Source organism: Paenibacillus sp. FSL K6-1122, from assembly GCF_037977015.1.
GTDB classification, from domain to species: Bacteria; Bacillota; Bacilli; order Paenibacillales; family Paenibacillaceae; genus Paenibacillus; species Paenibacillus amylolyticus.
In genome coordinates, this window is record NZ_CP150272.1 from 543,497 (window position 1) to 562,732 (window position 19,236).

At 47.5% G+C, this 19,236-nt stretch carries 16 protein-coding genes; 11 read left to right on the forward strand and 5 right to left on the reverse strand.

From position 1 onward, the window contains the following. Positions 1-107 precede the first annotated feature (107 nt). From NSQ20_RS02545 to NSQ20_RS02555, 3 genes are all read left to right on the forward strand, one after another. Positions 108-929: a protein kinase gene (locus NSQ20_RS02545; RefSeq protein WP_340031753.1), complete on the forward strand. Its 822-nt coding sequence runs from the start codon at positions 108-110 to the stop codon at positions 927-929. Positions 930-1,562: 633 nt separating this feature from the next. Then, a complete protein-coding gene (gene map, locus NSQ20_RS02550; RefSeq protein ID WP_340031754.1) occupies positions 1,563-2,309 on the forward strand; it encodes a type I methionyl aminopeptidase in 747 nt (248 codons plus the stop codon). A 174-nt stretch (positions 2,310-2,483) separates the two neighbouring features. Then, positions 2,484-3,497 carry an NADP-dependent oxidoreductase gene (locus tag NSQ20_RS02555; RefSeq protein ID WP_076215938.1) on the forward strand — a complete coding sequence of 338 codons (1,014 nt, stop codon included), beginning with the start codon at positions 2,484-2,486 and terminating at the stop codon, positions 3,495-3,497. Positions 3,498-3,617: 120 nt separating this feature from the next. Here the strand turns inward: NSQ20_RS02555 and NSQ20_RS02560 are convergent, their stop codons facing one another. Further along, positions 3,618-4,103, reverse strand: coding sequence for a cytochrome c biogenesis protein CcdC (locus NSQ20_RS02560; RefSeq protein ID WP_036607484.1), 486 nt, complete (start codon positions 4,101-4,103; stop codon positions 3,618-3,620). Positions 4,104-4,320: 217 nt separating this feature from the next. Between NSQ20_RS02560 and NSQ20_RS02565 the strand changes: the two genes are divergently transcribed. Genes NSQ20_RS02565 through NSQ20_RS02575 form a run of 3 tightly spaced genes read left to right on the forward strand, consistent with a single transcriptional unit; the run spans position 4,321 to position 8,083 of the window. Beyond that, positions 4,321-5,475, forward strand: coding sequence for a HEAT repeat domain-containing protein (locus NSQ20_RS02565; protein ID WP_036672182.1), 1,155 nt, complete (start codon positions 4,321-4,323; stop codon positions 5,473-5,475). Then, a complete protein-coding gene (locus NSQ20_RS02570) occupies positions 5,456-6,898 on the forward strand; it encodes a glycosyltransferase family 2 protein (RefSeq protein ID WP_051447038.1) in 1,443 nt (480 codons plus the stop codon). The genes NSQ20_RS02565 and NSQ20_RS02570 overlap by 20 nt, the downstream gene beginning before the upstream one ends. A 54-nt stretch (positions 6,899-6,952) precedes the next feature. Continuing rightward, positions 6,953-8,083: a hypothetical protein gene (locus NSQ20_RS02575; RefSeq protein WP_036607479.1), complete on the forward strand. Its 1,131-nt coding sequence runs from the start codon at positions 6,953-6,955 to the stop codon at positions 8,081-8,083. A 1,263-nt stretch (positions 8,084-9,346) separates the two neighbouring features. On the opposite strand, the gene NSQ20_RS02580 is transcribed toward NSQ20_RS02575, so the two are convergent. Beyond that, on the reverse strand, positions 9,347-9,919 hold the full coding sequence (locus tag NSQ20_RS02580) for a TetR-like C-terminal domain-containing protein (RefSeq protein ID WP_036607476.1): 573 nt from the start codon (positions 9,917-9,919) through the stop codon (positions 9,347-9,349). Then, a complete protein-coding gene (locus NSQ20_RS02585; RefSeq protein ID WP_076254456.1) occupies positions 9,916-10,647 on the reverse strand; it encodes an MBL fold metallo-hydrolase in 732 nt (243 codons plus the stop codon). The genes NSQ20_RS02580 and NSQ20_RS02585 overlap by 4 nt, the downstream gene beginning before the upstream one ends. 430 nt (positions 10,648-11,077) lie before the next feature. Between NSQ20_RS02585 and NSQ20_RS02590 the strand changes: the two genes are divergently transcribed. Together NSQ20_RS02590 and NSQ20_RS02595 are read left to right on the forward strand one after the other, a co-directional pair. After that, on the forward strand, positions 11,078-11,542 hold the full coding sequence (locus NSQ20_RS02590; protein ID WP_047840338.1) for an Rrf2 family transcriptional regulator: 465 nt from the start codon (positions 11,078-11,080) through the stop codon (positions 11,540-11,542). A gap of 263 nt (positions 11,543-11,805) precedes the next feature. Further along, positions 11,806-12,432 carry a nitroreductase family protein gene (locus tag NSQ20_RS02595; RefSeq protein WP_076329674.1) on the forward strand — a complete coding sequence of 209 codons (627 nt, stop codon included), beginning with the start codon at positions 11,806-11,808 and terminating at the stop codon, positions 12,430-12,432. 115 nt (positions 12,433-12,547) lie between these two features. On the opposite strand, the gene NSQ20_RS02600 is transcribed toward NSQ20_RS02595, so the two are convergent. Then, complete coding sequence (locus NSQ20_RS02600; protein ID WP_076329675.1) at positions 12,548-13,231, reverse strand: S-layer homology domain-containing protein; 684 nt, start codon at positions 13,229-13,231, stop codon at positions 12,548-12,550. A 145-nt stretch (positions 13,232-13,376) separates the two neighbouring features. Beyond that, on the reverse strand, positions 13,377-14,237 hold the full coding sequence (locus tag NSQ20_RS02605) for an AraC family transcriptional regulator (protein WP_179087964.1): 861 nt from the start codon (positions 14,235-14,237) through the stop codon (positions 13,377-13,379). A 235-nt stretch (positions 14,238-14,472) separates the two neighbouring features. On the opposite strand from NSQ20_RS02605, the gene NSQ20_RS02610 reads away from it, so the two are divergent. The 3 genes from NSQ20_RS02610 (at position 14,473) to NSQ20_RS02620 (ending at position 19,201) form a co-directional block, all read left to right on the forward strand. Next, complete coding sequence (locus tag NSQ20_RS02610; RefSeq protein ID WP_076329676.1) at positions 14,473-15,528, forward strand: lactonase family protein; 1,056 nt, start codon at positions 14,473-14,475, stop codon at positions 15,526-15,528. A 194-nt stretch (positions 15,529-15,722) separates the two neighbouring features. Continuing rightward, positions 15,723-17,090, forward strand: coding sequence for a helix-turn-helix transcriptional regulator (locus tag NSQ20_RS02615; protein WP_083677579.1), 1,368 nt, complete (start codon positions 15,723-15,725; stop codon positions 17,088-17,090). 365 nt (positions 17,091-17,455) lie between these two features. Further along, a complete protein-coding gene (locus NSQ20_RS02620; RefSeq protein ID WP_218640812.1) occupies positions 17,456-19,201 on the forward strand; it encodes a rhamnogalacturonan lyase in 1,746 nt (581 codons plus the stop codon). Positions 19,202-19,236 lie beyond the last annotated feature (35 nt).

Sequence of the window (19,236 nt, forward strand, 5' to 3'; positions counted from 1 at the left end):
GCATTATGGGCCTGATATAATAAGCTCCATACAACATGAAGACTGGCAACGAACTGCTCAGTATAGATAAAGACTGAGTGGATCAGGAAGCTGGCGTGGGAGGATCTGTGGAGCTGCGACGAAGTTGGCAAAGATTGCTTGGACTATGGACGGATCGTCCTCGGCGGGAAGGCACGACCATTGCTGAGCGTTATACAATACAGGAATTGCTGGGTATGGGGAGCTATGGGCTGACATACCTGTGTACAGATGACCAGAACGGCAGGGAAGTGGCATTGAAGGAGTCCAAGCCTAGCAAGGGCAGACTCTCTGCGCACCTGTTGGAGCGGGAGGCGGACGTGATGAGACGTCTGCATCATCCAGCGATCCCTGATCTATTGGATGTGTTCACATCCGGGAGACGAAGTTATATCGTTACCGAGTATATTCGTGGACAGACGCTGGAAGATTGCATATTTGAGCAAGGTCTTCGATATACGGAGCGGGAATGTGTGGAATTGGCAGGTCAACTGCTGGCTCCGGTGGCTCATGTGCATGAGCAGGGATATATTCATGGAGATGTGCGGATTCCCAATGTTATTTTACGTGAAGGGACGGTGCATTTGATTGACTTTGGCCTGGCGAGACGCTTGGGGGAGCCGTTGTTGCCGGAGCTGAAGCGACGTATGCGTGAAGTCCCTGAGCCTGAAGATGAACCGGCTATACCGGATCATGATTTGCAGGATATCGGCCACTTTCTTCTCTTTATGCTGTATTCGGCTTATGAGCCAGAGAAGGGCCGTGAACCCGCCAGTTGGCAGGAGGAACTGAAGCTTACGCCGGAATTGCACCAGATGCTGGAGCGACTCCTTGGACTCCGGCCAAGTTATGAGGGTGGGGCGACAGAGTTACAGGCAGAGATTGAGAATATGTTGCTGAAATTACAATGAAATAAGCTCTGTAGGCGGACCTATATTTGTTATCCGTGACCTCTTCGTATGATATCTGCAGGGGTCTTTTTCCTTTTTACTATATAGAAACAATAAAGGGGTGTTCTGTTAGCCGTGTGTATGGCTAGCGAACACCCCTTTATTACATATTCATTTATTGTAGGGTCCAATAAGCTGGTGTGATCATTACTCTTTAAAAGCAGTCGTGAAAGCCGCTTAGCTGGAGCTATATTTTCTGCTTTTGTAATACCCGGAGCCACTACGGCTATCCCGGTATTTCACATCTGAAGAAGAATAGCGCTTGTAGGAACGCTTGCCTGAGGAGCTGCTGTGACGTTTATATGAGCGCCTGTCGGAGGAGCTATGACGTTTGCGGTGAGATGAAGATTTGGAATCGATAAGTTTGCCAATAATCTTTTTGAACATGAGCTTTCACCCTTTCGACTTCAACTGTTTTAAGCATATACGCAGCTAAATCAGAAGGGGTTTCGATTTTTTCATGGATAATTGTATTCATTGGACAGGAGCTTGGCGTATAATAGGATGTTGCTAATTGCACGGAATTTTTTATTTTGAGTGTTTAGCGTTACAATAGAGGACAGGATAAGATTTTAACGGACAGGAGTAGTTGTTATGATTACAATAAAGACCAAAGAACAGATTGAATATATGAAAAAAGCCGGAGAAATTCTCGCCGCATGCCATAGAGAAATTGCAAAGATGATTCGTCCAGGCATTACGACACAGGAGATCGACCAGTTTGCAGAAGCTTTTATGAAGAAAAATAGCGCTACGCCGGAACAAAAGGGATATAACGGATACCAATATGCGACATGTGCGTCGGTTAATGATGTGATCTGTCACGGGTTTCCGGGAAAATATGCATTGAAAGACGGCGATATCGTTACAATCGACATGGTCGTTAATCTGAATGGCTGGCTGGCGGATTCGGCTTGGTCATATGCCGTAGGTGAAGTGACTCCGGAAGCACAACATCTGCTGGATGTAACGAAAAACTCTCTGTACAAAGGCATTGAACTTGCCGTGGTGGGCAACCGGATCGGAGATATCTCCAATGCGATTCAAGTGTATGCAGAAGGTGAAGGCCTATCGGTTGTGCGTGAGTTTATCGGACACGGCATTGGTGAGAAGATGCATGAGGAACCACAAGTCCCTCACTACGGTCCGCCTCATCGGGGTCCGCGTCTCAAGGAAGGCATGGTTATTACGATCGAACCGATGCTGAATATTGGTACGTTCCGAAGTAAGCTGGATTCAGATGGATGGACTGCTCGTACTTTGGATGGAAGTCTGTCTGCCCAGTATGAACATACGATTGCGATTACGGCGGATGGTCCAGTGATTTTGACAGCACAATAATAGCCAAAAGCAGCTACAATGTGACGATATTTGCATATTTCAAGGCGGCCCACGTTTGTGAACCGCCTGTTTCGGTTTAAACTATTAAGAAGTGATAACACAGAGCCAGTGGTAAGTGATCTCAGCTGACAAGGGTTAACCTTGCGTCCACTTGGCAACAAGGAGGTAATTTTGGTGTCTTTAAATAAACAGATCGTACTTGCTTCTCGTCCCGAAGGTGCCCCATCCAGAGAGAATTTCAACTTCATTGATGCACCTCTTCCTGAACCGGAAGCTGGGCAAGTTCTGGTACGTACATTATATTTGTCGGTTGATCCATACATGCGGGGCCGCATGAAAGATACAAAATCCTATGCTGCACCGTACGCGTTAAATGAAGTGATTAAGGGTGGAGCCATTGGACAGGTTGTGGAATCTTCGGAACCGAATCTGCGCAAAGGTGACCTCGTATCCGGTATGTGGGGCTGGCAGCAATATGCCGCAGTGAATACGGCTGATCTTTCGCTAATTGATACCGAAGAAGCACCAATCACGGCTTACCTGGGTGCGCTGGGCCTGACGGGTCTGACGGCTTATTTTGGTATGGAGGACATAGGCAAACCGAAGGACGGCGAAACGGTTGTTGTATCGGGAGCAGCCGGAGCGGTAGGCATGATTGCAGGTCAGATTGGTAAAATTGTGGGAGCACGCGTGGTTGGTATTGCAGGCTCTGATGAGAAATGCGCTTATTTGAAAGAAAAGCTGGGCTTCGATGTGGTGTTGAACTACAAGAAGGAGCAGGATATGTCAGCGGCCATTGAACGGGCTTGCCCGGACGGCGTAGATGTCTACTTTGACAATGTGGGCGGTGACATCTCGGATGCAGTCTTGCGTCACATCAATCGGAATGCACGTATTCCGTTATGCGGTCAGATCTCGTCTTATAATCTGGAGAAGCCGGATATCGGGATGCGGCCACAGACGTTGCTATTAACAAATACAGCATTAATGAAAGGTTTCCTGCTGGGTGACTATACGAAATCCTTCAAGGAAGGCCGTGCCAAGTTGGCGAAATGGATCAAGGAAGGTCATATCCAGTATGAAGAAAACATTGTGGACGGGTTCGAACAGACGCCGGAAGCATTCATGGGTCTCTTCTCGGGAGATAATCTGGGCAAGCAACTGGTTAAGGTTGCAGATCCTGAATAGATATTGAATGGTTTACATGTACAATTAGGTTGAAAACGAAAAGACACGTTCTGCACACCGAGGGTGCAGCAGAACGTGTCTTTTTTATCTGTAAATCTGTGCGTGGTCTATGTAGGGCGACTAGTGTTCGGCGACCAGCACTTCTTTGTAGTGTTTGTACATATATACACGCCAGCGTACAATCATGCCAAAAGCCAGCAGGAAGAACAATCCGCCTGTTTGCGGAATACTTACATATCGCTGAATGACTTCATGCAGGATCAGGCGTACGGCCAGCAATCCAAGCAAGATAAAAGCAAAGCTGCGAGAACGTGTGGCAAAAATTTCTTCACCTACTCGTTCAAACCGTGTACTGCGAATGAGGGGATAGGAGAAGAGGAACCAGCCCACCAAAAACGCAAAGAATGCCCAGAGTAGAGGAACATGTGTTGCCGGTACAACAAACATGAGAAATCCTGTGCTCATGCCGAGCGGAGGAATAAGGATTTTACGAATGGTCACCGGTCTGTGACTGGCTTTCATGCGGATGAAGATGGCAAGCAGTGCCATGACAAGCATGCCCACGGTTGCTCCGATTTGCAGGTAGTACGGACTGATTTGAGCCACGTAGAACTCCCTCTTTCTGGAATAATATGTTATCCGGAGATCCGGAACCCAATACGAATTGCCGGAATTTTCAGTTCCTATTATATCACAAACGTAGAAAGCCGATAGAAAGCTTAGTGTATCATATACCCGATATGTATTCACAGGGTGTATTTGAAAATTTTGTATTATTGTGCCCGTTGTAAGGCCGTTTATTCGATTAAGGGGAAATCATGCAATGATTGGACAACAATGGATGTATATCAAGCTTATCGGCTCACATCATAGAGGGTGGCTTGCAGGTAATACAGATTGGTTAGTACATGTGGTCAGCCTCATATGTGCAAGTGTACTAGCTTTTTTGCTGGTTATCTACAGTTACATCTTATGGATGAAATATAGCAGTAGACGCAGGGAAAAGGTTAAGACGGTACTGATGCAGGAATTACATTCCGAAGATTCGGTGTTACAGCAGTATCTGGGCCAAGGAGAAGTGAAAGCTGACTTAATGAATATGAGTGGAGATCAACAGAGTGTTTTGCAGCAGCTGTTATTGCAACGGCTTGCTCAAGGTCCGGAAGAGCACGAGACTCTGCGAATTCGTCTGTTATCCTGGCAAGTCTTTGGAAGTTCATACCGGTCGGTTCTGAAGACGGGAAAGTGGAGTGAACGGGTCAACACGTTGTTATATATTGAACAGTTTCATATGATAGAGCTTCTGCCCAGGTTAGAGGATATGTTGCGGGTTACTTCCTGTACGCCGCTTGAACGCTTCATCATATTGCGCATATATGCCAGAACCGGTTATTTCAGAATCGTGAAGGAATTGATGCGTGAGCAATATGTATGGTCCGATACGCAGTATCTGCAGATTCTGCTGTTGCTTACCGATTCATCCTGGACTCGTATGAAGGATCATTTTAAGGATGTACCTTACCAGGTCCAGTCTAATATCGTCCATGCCATTCGTATTCGGGATGACCAGACGGAGGGTGCCGTTGTTCTACTGGAGAAGCTCATTCTTGGAGAGGATGCGTTGCTGCGTACCCATGCTTATCAGGCATTGGCTCAAGTGAGCAGAGGTCGCGAAGAATTGCTGAAGGGGCTATTGCTGGTATGGAACGAATCTGGTGAGGAGAGGCAACGCTCTGAAAGACTAACAGTGACCCAGCTTATGGGTACTGTTCATGCGGATGCTTTTATTCCTAGACTGAAGGTAATGATGGGTGATCCTTCTTTTCAGATCCGACAGGAAGCGGCGAACTCTCTTGCCCGGTACGAGCAGGGACTTGAAGAGCTCCGGGATACGGCTGTAAACCATCCGGATAAATATGCAAGGCAGATAGCGGAGGAAACGCTGGAAAGGATGCAGTATGGACGAAAGATGGATTGAGATGCTGCGGAGTTTTGTTTTGGCATGTTACGAGGGGATATTTATCTATCTGGTGTTAGCGATTGTGACGTGTAGTGTTCTGGTCGTTGCTGCCGCTCGCACATTGATCCGCCAGAGGGATCTGGACCCGCTGCAATATCATGAGATGTTGGATGAAGAACTGGCTCCTGCGGTATCCCTGCTTGTTCCGGTGCGGAATAGCGAGGATACGATCGTACAGCGAATCAGCTGTCTGTTGGATATTCAGTATGCACGTTATGAGGTTATTATCATTAATGATGGATCAGAGGATGAGACCATGCGGCGTCTAAAAGAAACCTATGATCTGATGCCCATTCGGAGTAAAGTTCATTATTCGGGACTCGGTCAGGAGACGGCTCAGATTAAATGTGTCTACCAATCCAGATTACATCATCGTCTGGTTGTGATCGACAAGGCTTATGGGGGACGAATGGACTCCCTGAATGCCGGTCTGAATATCTCGCAATATCCTTATATCGCCTCTGTTGGACCCAGGACAGTTCTGGAACGGGATGCATTGGTGAAGATTATGAAGCCCGTTATGGATGCTCTCCCAGGAGAAGAGGTCGTTGCTTGTAGTGGACGAGTAGATCTCATGGCCTCCAGAAATACGAATCAAACGGATTTAACCGACAACGGCGCAAGAAGGACGGGCAGTACGTTGTTTGTAATGCAGACCATTGAATACGTGCGTGCTTTTCTGATTAGCGGTGTGGGCCTTGTTCGTTATAATATTAATGTGCTTTTATTTACGTCTGAAGTATTCGGTATATTCAAAAAGAACCGGGTGTTGGAAGTTGGAGGTTACAAGCGCGATGACCAGGTCGCTCACATGGAACTGGTGATGCGGTTACAGAAACATATGAAGCAGATTCGGGAACGTGGCCGTATTATATATATTCCCGATCCGATCTGCAGGGTAGAAGTACCCGGTACATGGCATCAGCTGTGCAGACAGCGTATCGGTTGGCACATGCAGCTTGCAAGCAGTCTATGGACTCAGCGGAGCATGATCTTCAATCCGGCCTATGGCTGGATGGGGATGGTATCCATCCCGTATTTTATTTTGATCGAATTGTTGGGGCCTGTGTTGGAACTGGGAGCGATCGTGCTGTTCATTGCAGGCATAGGGCTACAGTGGGTGGATATTAACCTATGCATCATTCTCGTTCTGCTACTGACCCTCTATGGTTCCTTGTTGTCCGCAAGTGTGGTGATGTTCGAAATATGGTGTTCACGCAAGGTATATACGTCCCGAGAGGTGACACGTCTGCTGTTGTATGCATGTACGGAGACGTTCTGGTTCAGACCGCTGAATAACATATCCCGTATATATGGCATGTTGCAGGCTATGGGATTGCGGAAGGCAGAGGAAAAGGACAGCAGACATGGATTAGGGTAATCTAACGATCGATCCTGACAATACCTTGGAACAGAGCAAGGAGGAATACGCTTCATGAAAAAAAGTTACAGGCCAGCCACGATGTGGACGTTGGCTTGTTTTACAGTGGTATCGGTGGTGCTGGTTGTCCCATGGATTATGTGGCAATCCCAGGCCCCGGTTTCACTGAACATCATGATTATTGACAAGAGCAGACCGGACTTGTCCTATCAGGGGCACAAGGGGTTGGTTTGGCTTCTGAATCAACAGAAGATTGTACAGCACACAGGGGAATACTACTCGTATGAAGAGGATTATTACGGTTATGATCTTCAGAACGGGCTTCCACGGATGAAGCAACTGCTGCCTGATGAGGTGACAGATACGGATCTGATCTATCTGACGGCGAATCGGAGTAGTCTGTCTGCACACAAGAGTGAAGGGAAACAAGGCGGAATCTATGAAGGATTAACGATATATGATGTGCAGAAAATCCGCGAGGCTGCGTATAAAGGGGTAACGATTGTTGCCGAATACAGTGCATTGGCAAATACGGCTTCCAAGATGACAAGAGAGCAACTATACCCCATCTTGGGTGTGGACAGCAGTGGATGGCAAGGGAAATCGGTATCTAATCTGCAAAGTATAGAAGAAGTACCCCGTTGGATTCGGACGAACTATGAGCAACAAGAGAAGAAAAAATGGTCTTATCACGGAGCGGGTATGCTGCTGATCCATATGGATGGACAGGTCATGGTACTGGCGAAAGGTCCGGATGTGAAGACAGGCAATATACAGATTGCATTTACACCGGAAGGCAGTGATTGGAGCGGCATAACCCAGGATATACATTATAGTGGCTGGTTCGATATCATTGTGCCGCAAGAGAAGAACTCCATACTGGCCTGGTATAAGACGGATCTGACGGAGACAGGTGAGCAGAAGCTGGTGGATGCAGGAATTCCTGCGGAATTTGCTGCACTGGTCCGGTACGACGACTATAATCGGTCGTATTACATGGCAGGGTCCTTTGGAGAGATGAAGCATTATTCCTTCTGGCGCCGAATCCGTGGATGGGAGGTCGTCCGGTCCAAGCTTACGCCAGATCAGAAAGATATTCCGGACATGTTCTACTGGAAAGTGTACGTGCCCGTGATGAAGCATATTTTGAATGAAGTGCAGGATGGACGGCAGCAATGGCCATAGATAGATTATCGAGAACCGTTTCGATGGAAAAAGGGAAGCCAAAGTCCATTCCACCTTGCGAGAGGAACGGGAGATGTACATATTAGAGAAGTGCGTAGATGTGAAAGGCAAAAGTGCGGTTGAGAGACAAGGCGGATCAAGTAAGGATCAGATGGCCAGGTGAAATGGGACTGGGACTGGGTAGATCGAATATGTTTCAGACTCTTACCGCCCTGAACAATGGGAGTTGTAGCTAGATCCAAAACAAAAATTGTCCCGCTGCGGCGTACATGTAGTGAGATCTATTAAATGATTCGTATTAGGACACGTATTAAAATAAGTACTAAAGTGTGCATCACGACCAGGGTAAGCTCCGTATCTAGAATCGCCCCAATGTGTGTACTGAACTGTAGCGTGATCTATACATGAATACTAATAAAGCATGTACTACCATGTGCATTACGAGCAAGGTAAGCTTCGTATCTAGAATCGCCCCAATGTGTGTACTGAACTATAGCGTGATCTATACATGAATAGTAATAAAACATGTACTACTATGTGCATTATGATCAGAGTAAGATCCTTATCGAGTATCGCCCCAATGTGTGCACTGAACTATAGCGTGATCTATGCATGAATAGTAATAAAACATGTACTACCATGTGCATTACGAGCAAGGTAAGATCCTTATCTAGCCATGTATCCGCATCCGCATGATCAACGCAATTTGGAGCATGAACGCTCCGTATTTAGCTCCATAACACAATGTGTGTCTGGATGTGTGCCGCTATGGCAATGTGATTTGAAGCACCGTACGTAGCACGTTCTAACGAACTCAGCACATCTTATATGTCCTAATTTGGTACGTTGGTAAATGTAACGAATCACAGACACGTTAAATGACGGAATATACTCATTATTCCTGTCCCGCAGCCAGTTTTCTGCGAAATAGGACGTGTGGAGTTCGTTAGTTGTTGTTATTCGCTCTAATTGCCGCTATAGAGTGTCCTCGGTTCGTTAGATTTTGGTCAGAGGGCACCGATCATGGCATCGTGCAACCGAGGCGCCACTTTTCTCTGTATTAAATGAAATTGTAAAGAAAGAAATTATAAAGAACACAAGCGGATGAAAGATGAATTCAAAGTGGATGTTAATGTGTTAAAAGTCATTGGCGCAACTATAACATTATTACTTCCAAATCTATGGGATGATCCAATACACGGCAATGTAAAAAGGACTGCAGATCCTCTGCAGTCCTTTTTCATGATGCAATGCGTGCCTTAACTAGTCCTGGTGAAGATGCCGGAGTCCGTGCAGGAAGGCGGATACGGTCAGACGCAGACTTTCGTCCGGATCAAAGTCCATGCCGAAGCCGCCTTGTGCCTCAATGGAGGCAAATCCATGGCAGAGGCTGCGCAAACCACGAACGGCGTGCAATGCTTCCGCTTCGGTGAGCGGGTAGGGCTGCAAGCTGTGCAGCAGCAACTCCAGCGTGGCTGTGCTGGCCGCGGCGAGCTGTGGCTCCTCGCGGTCCGGGGCATGAAATGAGGCTTCGTAGAGCCCGGGGTGCTCGCGGACGAAGCCAATGTATGCCGCAGCGATGGCCTGAATGGCATCATCGCCAGTTCGGTCAGCGATAGCCGCGGTTAATGCGCGGCTAAGCTGTTGCACGGACATCAGCGCCATTTCCTGGCGAAGCCCGGGGAGTCCGCTGATGTGGTTGTAGAGCGACGGCGAGCGCACATCCAGCCGCTGTGCCAACGCGGCCAGTGTCAGCGCCTGAAAGCCGTCGCTGTCAGCAAGCTGGGTGGCAGCGCTGAGCAGAGCGCCGCGATCCAGCCCTTGCCGGGGGCTCATAGTTGCCCCCCGGCAAGATCAAACCGCTGCTGTGCATCAGCGGTTGCCGCGCGCATGGCGGCCGCGGGCTGGCGCAGCATCCGTCCGTGGCCTACAGCCAGCACGGACGGTTCCAGCTCCGCCAGGCGCTTCGCGCTGGCCAGAGCCGCTTCGCGGTTCCACGTCGCCAGCGCGGGGAACGGGAAGAGCGGGCGCACGCGGCCGGATACGGCAAGGCCGCCTTGCAGCTGGTACGCGTCGCCAGCGATGAGCACGCGGCTGCGCGTATCCATGAAGGACATATGCCCCGGCGTATGTCCTGGTGAGGCAACGGCGACCAGTGAACCAATCTGGTCACCGTCATCCAGCAAGTGGTTTGGCTGGGTGCGCACCGCTTTGGGCTTAGGCACGCCGCCGCGTACCGGGGTTTGAGGCTCACCGGGAAGAAGGGAAGTATCACCCGTCAATAGACGTGCATCTCGTCTGGAGATGAAGACCTCGGCTTGGGGCAGTGCCTCTGTGAGACGATCCAACGCACCAATATGGTCGCTATGCGCGTGAGTCAGAATGATCTTGGTAATGGGTTTTCCAAGGGACTGGGCAGTTGCCAAAATCCCCTTAAGACTGACCGGTATTCCGGCATCAATCAGGGTTAAACCATCTTCCTCTTCAACCAGGTATACGTTCACAGGGAAGAGTCTTGGGAAAAACGTAACTTGAACGACATCAAATTCTCGGGTAATACGCATCGTTAAACCCTCCTTAAAACTAATGGTATTAGTATAATAACTAATGGGATTAGTTTTAGCAATACCTGTTGTTTAATTTATTCAAATAGAAAAAATTTAAAATAATGATGCACTTTACAAAAAAAGCGTTTTCAAATTGGGGAATACCGATTATAATAATCACGTAAGCCCTTTCATATGTCTATCTTATTGGAGCCCTTCGCGTAGCGGAAGGCTCACTTTTTTGTTCTTTTTGGATTAAAATGAAGACGGGATGTTCATCCTAGCTTAATTATGTTGATGAGCTGTAAGTATTGGTATAACAGGAAAAATCACGTTTGATCTCCATGCTGGGTGAAAGTTGACAAACATAACTGTTATTCATATAATGACAGTTATACTTACCTTGAGTTGGAGTTCATCGGTGTTGTAAGCCGGGAAGGAGTAAGTTATGAACAGTGAATTTACCATAGCGGTGCATTGTCTTGTTTTTCTGTCGATGAGAGATGAGTGTATGGCCAATAGTGAAGATTTGTCCCAGAGTGTGGGTACACACCCGGCCAGAGTCCGTAAGGTACTTAGTGTTCTGCGCAAGCATGGTTACCTGACGACCAAGGAAGGTGCTCATGGTGGGTACTTGCTTAGCCGTCCAAGTGAAGAGATCAAGCTGGGAGAATTGTACAGACTGGTAGCTGGTGGTTCACTCGGTCCCAACTGGTGCTCAGGGGAGTCCGGTTCATCATGCGTGGTATCTTCCAATATGCAGGATGTGATGGGGAACATTTATAATGGTGGCGAAGAGGCGCTCAGCGCTTATTTTGATCGTATATCCATTCAGGATGTGAAAGAACGCATAGGTCATGGGGAAACGTTAAACTTATCGCTGAAGGGATTATCTGCAAAGGAGAAGTCCTGACGGAGTCCACAACGAATGGTCCTCCATGAATAGGGTCTTGGTTTAGTCAGGCATGGTGGACAAGTTACGGCATGGGCGTATGCTCCGGTGAAAGATCCATTGATGTTCTCAAGCGATTCCGGGCATAACCTGAACACAGATGAGGAGAGATCGTCTGCGCTGATGTTATTTTCGGAAGGAAAATCCCTGGTAGAGTAAACTTCGAGATCACCTTGCGAAAGTAAAAGAAGTATAAACAAACTAGATTCTGGGGAGTGGAACACATGTCAGGCATTGAAAAAAATGAAACACTTCGCGTTATTAGCGAACGCCATGCTGTCAAAAAGTACGAAAAAGGTTTTGAATTGCCTGAAGCTGATCTCAATGCGATTCTGACAGCAGCTGCGGAAGCACCATCTTCATGGAACCTGCAACACTGGAGATTCCTCGTGATTGAATCCGAAGCAGACAAAGCGAAAATGCTGCCAGTTGCTTACGGTCAAAGTCAGATCGTGGAAAGTTCAGTTACGATTGCTGTTCTTGGAGATTTGGAAGCAAACCGTAACACCGTAATCTACGATCAAGCTGTTGAAGCAGGCGCACTGACTGCAGAGGTTCGTGACGCATTGGTTGGACAGATCAACGGTGCTTACCAAAGCCCGCAAATCGCTCGCGATGAAGCGATCCGCAATGCATCCTTTGCTTCCCAAAATATTATGATTGCTGCACGCTCCCTGGGTTACGATACATGTCCAATCGGTGGATATAATCCACAAAAACTGATGGAAACATTCAACATTCCTGCACGATTTGTGCCAACGTTGTTGATTACTGTAGGTAAAGCTGCACAGCCAGCTCGCCCATCAGGACGTTTACCGTTGTCTGAGGTAGTTGTTAAAGGTTCTTTCTAAGTTAGAAAGTTAAATCTGATGATTGCATCAGTGATATAGGTATAATACAAACGGCCGCACTTTCCTGTTGAGGGAAGGTGCGGCTGTTTGGCATACTGCTTCCACCAAGGAAGTATTACTTCTCAGGTGTTTCCGGGATTTGTGGTGCATGGAACGATTCCATGTACTCGATTGCGTTATACATCATCACTGCTGCTTCGGCGCGAGTAATCGTTTGTTTGGGATTGAAGTTTCCGTCGGCATCCAGTTCATTGATTTTGAGAACGAGTGAACGCTGAATGGCACCTTGATACTCTGGCGTCAGCTCCTGTTCGTCGGTAATGTCCACAGGTTTGATATTAATCATCGGCAGACCGCCTTTGGCTTCGATGCCTTGCATCAGGAACAGTGTGAATTGTTCACGAGTAAGCGGTTTGGACGGATCGATACCCTGTGACATCTGAATGCCATTATATTGTGCGCGGATAAATGCATCACTGTACCATACGCCATCTTTTACAGCAGAGAAGTAGTCACTTGGTACCGGCATTTTGATAAAACGAATCGTGTCCAGATTCAGATTCAGGCCGTCCGCAATCAGTTGAATGCCTTGAGCGGTATTTAACTCCAGTTCAGGTTTGAACAAGCTGTCACTCACACCTTTGATGAATCCATCTTTATGGAGAGATTCGATTTTGTTTGCTCCTGCGATACCTTGAATATCCGTGAATTGGGCCTGCGCAGCGTTGATCGGGCCTGCACTTAGAGACAGCGTGAGCAGAGCTCCCGCAGTTAATGTAGCAAGTATATTTTTTTTCATGATAGGTTCGCCTCACTTTTCCAGGGATGATCCCTTTATATAAAAGTTATTTGCCCCTATAGACGACCCTTCTGTTCAAAAGGTTGCTGGAATTTTCCAACTGAATTCATAATTATTCAGATAGGGCTAAGTAAAGGCATTGCCTCTAACCTTTGGATTTATTTCGATAATCTGTGGGTGAACGTCCCATCATTTTGCTGAACAGACGGGAGAAGTAGTAAGGGTCCTTGAATCCAAGCTCGGAGCTGATCTGCTTCACGGTCCAATCGGTAAAATCCAGATAGCGGCAGGAATGTTGAATCTTCAGCCGCAGGAAATAATCGATGGGCGAATGCCCCGTAGCTTGCTTGAATAACTGAGAGTAATGAGGGACAGACAGCCGCGCGTGAGCCGCCAGTTCCTTGAGGGTGATTCCATTCTCCAGGTGCTCCAGCATATATTGAACGGATTGTTCGGCCGCACGTTTGCTGCTCACGATCCCACCATCTGACCCTGTCGTCTCCGGTCCATAAGCGAGCATGCCCAGCATATAGCCAATAATCTGGGAGGCATACGTCATCGTCTGCATGGAGTAACCCGTCTCAAGTGCGCCGTAACATTCATGAAAAAGCTCAAGCCATTTCTGAGCCTTGGCCGGTGGCATGGTAGTAATATGATGAGTTAACAAGGGTTCTATGTAGGATAAAGCGTGTTCCCCGCGCAGATGAATCCAGAAGATGCTCCATGGTTCAGCTGCGTTGGCTCCGTACACATGGGGGACATGTGCAGGTAATATAACGAGGTTTCCCGGGCTGACATCATATGTCTTGCTGCCATCCATCGTATACCAGCCTGTGCCTTGGACACAGTACATCAGAATGTGTGATTCACAACCATTGGGACGGTCACGGTAATGATGCTCTGCCTCGTGAAAGTAACCGATATCGGTAACATATAATCCGGACGTGACCGGATAAGCTGCGGTTTCTTGCAGCAGGGAGTCCGGAAGCACAATGAGTTTTTGCATACGAAATCCGTCAGATTTACGCTGTAGGGGTGGTCTATTGTTAGGTCTCATACTTTGTATTATGGTGAGAGGCGATAAGGGAGTCAATGACAGATATGAGAGCGCTCACCGGAGGTGTTCTCGATTTAGAAAGCCACGTTACAGGAAGTGAAGCAGTTGCCCGTGAATTGGGTAAGTACATACCAGTGGGAAGAATCAGAACAGTGAATATACAAGATAAGGGAGAGATTTAGATATGGAACCAGTCAAAAAACAGGAAACGCTTTTCTATACAGGTACGTATGCGTCAGCGGATGAACCCGGAATATTCCTATGTGCATTGAATGCGGATACAGGAGAGATGCGAATCGTCAATCACATGGATGGTGTGGATAATCCGTCTTATCTGGCGCTAAGCCCGGATGGAAACTGTCTGTATGTGGCGAGTGAGACGGACGAGGGAGAGGTGTTGGTCTATCGGAGAGATGCGGCAACGAGCGAGCTGCACCTGATGGATCGAAAACAGACCAGAGGGGCTTCTCCATGTTATGTGTCTGTCTCCAAGGATGGTCAGTGGGTGTTCTCATCCAACTATAGCAGCGGCAGTGTCAATGTATTCCCGGTTGGCGATCAGGGGACGCTTGGTGAGATGAGTGCATGGGTGGAGCACACGGGAAGTGGAATCAATGAAGAACGCCAGGAAGGGCCGCATGCACACTCCATTCAACCCGATCCGTCCGGGCAGTATGCTATCGTATGTGACCTCGGTCTGGATCAGATCATTGTGTATCGCTTGGAAGAGGGACGTCTGGTTACCCATCGTGAGATGGATCAGCCACCAGGCGCAGGGCCAAGGCATCTTGTGTTCCATCCCAACTCGAAGTGGGCTTATGTGATCAACGAATTGGACAACACGGTTACGGCATTCCTGTACGATGAGCGCAGAGGGGAGTTCACTACGGTACAGCACATTTCCACACTTCCAGAAGGGCATAAAGGAGAGGGTACGGCTGCAGACATCCGTGTATCTCCATGTGGACGTTTCCTGTATGCATCCAATCGGGGAGATGACAGCATCGTGCTCTATCATATTGATCAGGAGAGCGGTAAGTTGGAAGCCGTAGAGTGGACGTCCACGATTGGGCAGACACCGCGCAACTTTAATATTTTGCCAGGTGGGATTCTGGTTGTGGCGAATCAGGACAGCAATAACCTCGTAGGTTTCCAGATCAGTGAAGAAGACGGACGTCTGACGCATAACGGGTTCAAGCTAGAACTGTCTCGTCCGGTATGTATTGCTCCTGTGGTATAAAAGTTGTCTATAAGCTGTGAAATCATGGAGAAACACATGGTTTTACAGCTTTTTTAGGCTTTTTAAGCGAGTAACTTGAAAATGGTGGATATTATAACATTTTTTATTGACCCTCGTTCGAACGTTCATTATGATCATAATATAGGGTGAAAAAAACCTGAAATCTGGATGTTACACGAAGGGTGGTGCTTTCCTTGGAACCTGCAAATTCAATTCGGGAGCAATTAACCCAGTTTATCGATAAGAACAGTATGACGCTCTCCCGATTCTCGGAAGTATCTGGCATTAATACAGGCACAGTTAGTCGTATTCTAAATGGGAATCGTCCCATATCCGTGAGTCAGTTGATTGCGATATCATCAGGAATGGGCGTGGCAGCGGATCATTTTTTTGCCGACTATGTGGAAGAATGTTTTGCTTATTCCGTATCCATGCGGCGGATCAGACCGTTTATTCTCCGAAGTGCGGAGTTGAATCGGCTGGACTGCATTGAACAGATTCTTTATCGGCTACTGGACGACCTGGATTATGCGACAGAACTATTTGAGATGGCTGAACAATTATTTGAACAAAATCAGCGGTCTGCGGCGGCATTGTTATATAAGAGTGTGAGTGAAGTTGAGAAATATCAGCATTCCGAACGGCTTGCGATGTGTCAGTATCGATTGTTTCTAATTGGACAAGGAGAGAACCTGGAGGAAAATCTAAGGTTGGCTATCTTGTTCGAGCCCTATGTTGACCGGTTGGATGAGGGGTACCAACTTGAAGCCTTCAAAGATCTAATCCATGCTTTTGGCTCGGTAAATAAATGGAGCGAAGTTAAAAATTTCGCTGACAAGATGTTACAGTTAGCCAAAATTCAATATAATACAATTAACATTTCGGAACGACAAAATCAGGAGTGGAAACTAACAGTACGGCCACTTTACTTTTATATACTATATGCTTGGTTGATTCAGTCGACGGTATTTGAGGAGCAGGGAGACTATGACAAAGCATTAGAACTTGTGGGGCTTTATGCAAGTGGACAGAGCTGGGTGCGGGAGGACGATGAGGAGTCTCGACGTGTGCTGAAGCAATTCGAAGAATGGGCAACGGCTAATAAGTATCTCTATCAGATGTTATCTGGGGATATAAATGTTGTTAAAAAATATGCAAATTACATCACACAATACCCGGATGAGATATTTTTGGCATTACGTTACATCATCCAGGCAGCGAATAAGTTTAACTGGAATATTGATGATATTTTAGAGCGTTTCTCGGATTACATTCCTTTACGTACATACAAGACAGAATTTGGACAATACAATTCTTCAATGATGGATCAAAATTATGCAAAACTTCTAGGGGAATTGGCGATATACTATTTAAACCACAATCGCGATGTTGCAATAAGTCGAATTTTAGAAGGATTGAACTTCTCTATCCAAAAAAATAATGATCTCAATTTCATTAAATATGTAATGGCTTTTCTTGAAAAAAGCTTTAGTAGTGAAAATTTTGAAGACAAGGAAAAGCTTAAATTACTAATTAATGAAATGCAGCGAATTAATGCTTAATAGAAGTACTTCAGTTCTGAATCTATTTAGCATTATGATTAAACTGTAATATACTTAACGCAGTCGAAGGAAAAATCCTTTGGCTTTTTTCCTTTACCACCATCCAATTACTAAATTAGACCTATAGATGGAATTATATGTTTAATTTAAAATGAATATATTAAAGCGCTTACATAAAAGATGGCGCTACAAGGGCATCGGGCTTACCAAACCAATTGGGGAGGCAATTGTTTATGGGGAATCGATCATCATTGTGGAAGCGCACATTACGTACAGTAGGAGTATCGTTGTTGAGTTCCGCGTTACTGATTACTTCGCTTGGCCTTGGCAACACGTCGGTAACACATGCAGCGGGTCCAAGGCAGATGGAATATCTGGATCGCGGTGTGGTGGCTGTGAAGACCGGGACAGGTGTGTTTATCAGTTGGCGGCTTCTGGGAACGGAAGGATCGAATGTATCGTTTAACGTATATCGGGATGGAACCAAGGTGAACGCATCGCCCATAACAAACAGCACCAACCTTCAGGATGCAAGCGGGACGAGCAGTTCCAAATATACGGTTCGCGCTGTCGTCAGTGGAACGGAGCAAGCTGCTTCAGCGGCTGCAAGCGTATGGGGCAATAACTATCTATCTGTACCGCTCAGTGTACCTGCAGGTGGGACAACGCCCGATGGAGTAGCCTACACCTACAGTGCCAACGATGCCAGTGCAGGTGACCTGGATGGTGATGGTGAGTATGAATTGATCGTGAAGTGGGACCCTTCCAACTCCAAGGATAACTCCCAGAGTGGTTATACCGGGGAAGTGTTTATCGATGCCTACAAATTAAACGGAACACGCCTCTGGCGGATTAGTCTGGGCAAAAATATCCGAGCGGGTGCTCACTACACCCAGTTCATGGTGTACGATCTCGACGGTGATGGCAAAGCCGAAGTTGCGATGAAAACAGCCGATGGCACCAAGGATGGCACTGGCGTGGTCATCGGGGATGCAAGCAAGGATTACCGTAATTCTAGCGGTTATGTGTTGTCTGGTCCCGAATTCCTGACGGTTTTCAATGGACAGACTGGCAAAGCGCTCTCCACGGTGAACTACGAACCGGCGCGTGGCAATGTATCCAGTTGGGGAGATAACTACGGCAATCGGGTGGACCGATTCCTTGCCGCCATTGCTTATCTGGATGGAGAGCGCCCAAGTCTGGTCATGGCGCGTGGGTACTACACCCGCACAGTGCTCGTGGCTTATAACTGGCGGAATGGACAGCTGACCAAACAATGGACATTTGATTCCAATACCTCCGGTAACTCGGGTTATGCCGGGCAGGGCAATCATAATCTGAGTGTGGCGGACGTAGACGGAGATGGGAAAGACGAGATCGTTTATGGTGCCATGGCGGTGGATGATAACGGCAAAGGATTGTACACAACAGGGCTTCATCATGGCGATGCCATGCATTTGAGTGACCTCGACCCGGACCGCCCTGGACTTGAGGTATTTCAGGTTCATGAGACGCCATCCAATGCCGGAGTGGAGTTCCGGGATGCAGGTACAGGCCAGTTAATCTGGGGGGTCAAAACAACAAAGGATATTGGACGTGGCATGGCGGCAGATATCGATCCAAGATATAAAGGTGCCGAAGTATGGGCAGACGGCAGTCTGTACACAGCCAAAGGGCAGAAACTCGGGACAACCCTGCCTTCCTCCACGAATTTTGGCATCTGGTGGGATGGGGATCTGCTCCGTGAACTGCTGGACAGCAACCGAATCGATAAGTGGAACTATGCTAACAGCACAACGATGAACCTGCTCACCGCTTCCGGCGTATCTTCCAACAACGGAACCAAGTCTACGCCGAATCTGCAGGCCGATCTGTTCGGGGACTGGAGAGAGGAAGTGGTATGGCGGACGAATGACAGTTCAGCACTGCGGATCTATACCACAACAGCAGTTACGGACAAACGCATCTATACGCTGATGCATGATCCAGTGTACCGTCTTGGCGTCGCTTGGCAAAATGTAGCCTACAATCAACCGCCACACACCGGTTTTTATCTGGGAGAAGGCATGAGCACACCACCGGTACCCAATATCCGGTATGCAGGCAGATGAGGAGTGGACAAGGTGTGGCTGTCCAATTCCGTTCA

Bases quoted from the DNA above. Each gene is read 5' to 3' on its own strand.
- NSQ20_RS02590 (WP_047840338.1), top strand. From the start codon at position 11,078: ATGAACAGTGAATTTACCATAGCGGTGCATTGTCTTGTTTTTCTGTCG.
- NSQ20_RS02610 (WP_076329676.1), top strand. From the start codon at position 14,473: ATGGAACCAGTCAAAAAACAGGAAACGCTTTTCTATACAGGTACGTAT.
- NSQ20_RS02565 (WP_036672182.1), top strand. From the start codon at position 4,321: ATGATTGGACAACAATGGATGTATATCAAGCTTATCGGCTCACATCAT.
- NSQ20_RS02570 (WP_051447038.1), top strand. From the start codon at position 5,456: ATGGACGAAAGATGGATTGAGATGCTGCGGAGTTTTGTTTTGGCATGT.
- NSQ20_RS02620 (WP_218640812.1), top strand. From the start codon at position 17,456: ATGGAATATCTGGATCGCGGTGTGGTGGCTGTGAAGACCGGGACAGGT.
- NSQ20_RS02580 (WP_036607476.1), bottom strand. From the start codon at position 9,919: ATGAGCCCCCGGCAAGGGCTGGATCGCGGCGCTCTGCTCAGCGCTGCC.
- NSQ20_RS02605 (WP_179087964.1), bottom strand. From the start codon at position 14,237: ATGCAAAAACTCATTGTGCTTCCGGACTCCCTGCTGCAAGAAACCGCA.
- NSQ20_RS02600 (WP_076329675.1), bottom strand. From the start codon at position 13,231: ATGAAAAAAAATATACTTGCTACATTAACTGCGGGAGCTCTGCTCACG.
- NSQ20_RS02575 (WP_036607479.1), top strand. From the start codon at position 6,953: ATGAAAAAAAGTTACAGGCCAGCCACGATGTGGACGTTGGCTTGTTTT.
- NSQ20_RS02585 (WP_076254456.1), bottom strand. From the start codon at position 10,647: ATGCGTATTACCCGAGAATTTGATGTCGTTCAAGTTACGTTTTTCCCA.
- NSQ20_RS02595 (WP_076329674.1), top strand. From the start codon at position 11,806: ATGTCAGGCATTGAAAAAAATGAAACACTTCGCGTTATTAGCGAACGC.
- map (WP_340031754.1), top strand. From the start codon at position 1,563: ATGATTACAATAAAGACCAAAGAACAGATTGAATATATGAAAAAAGCC.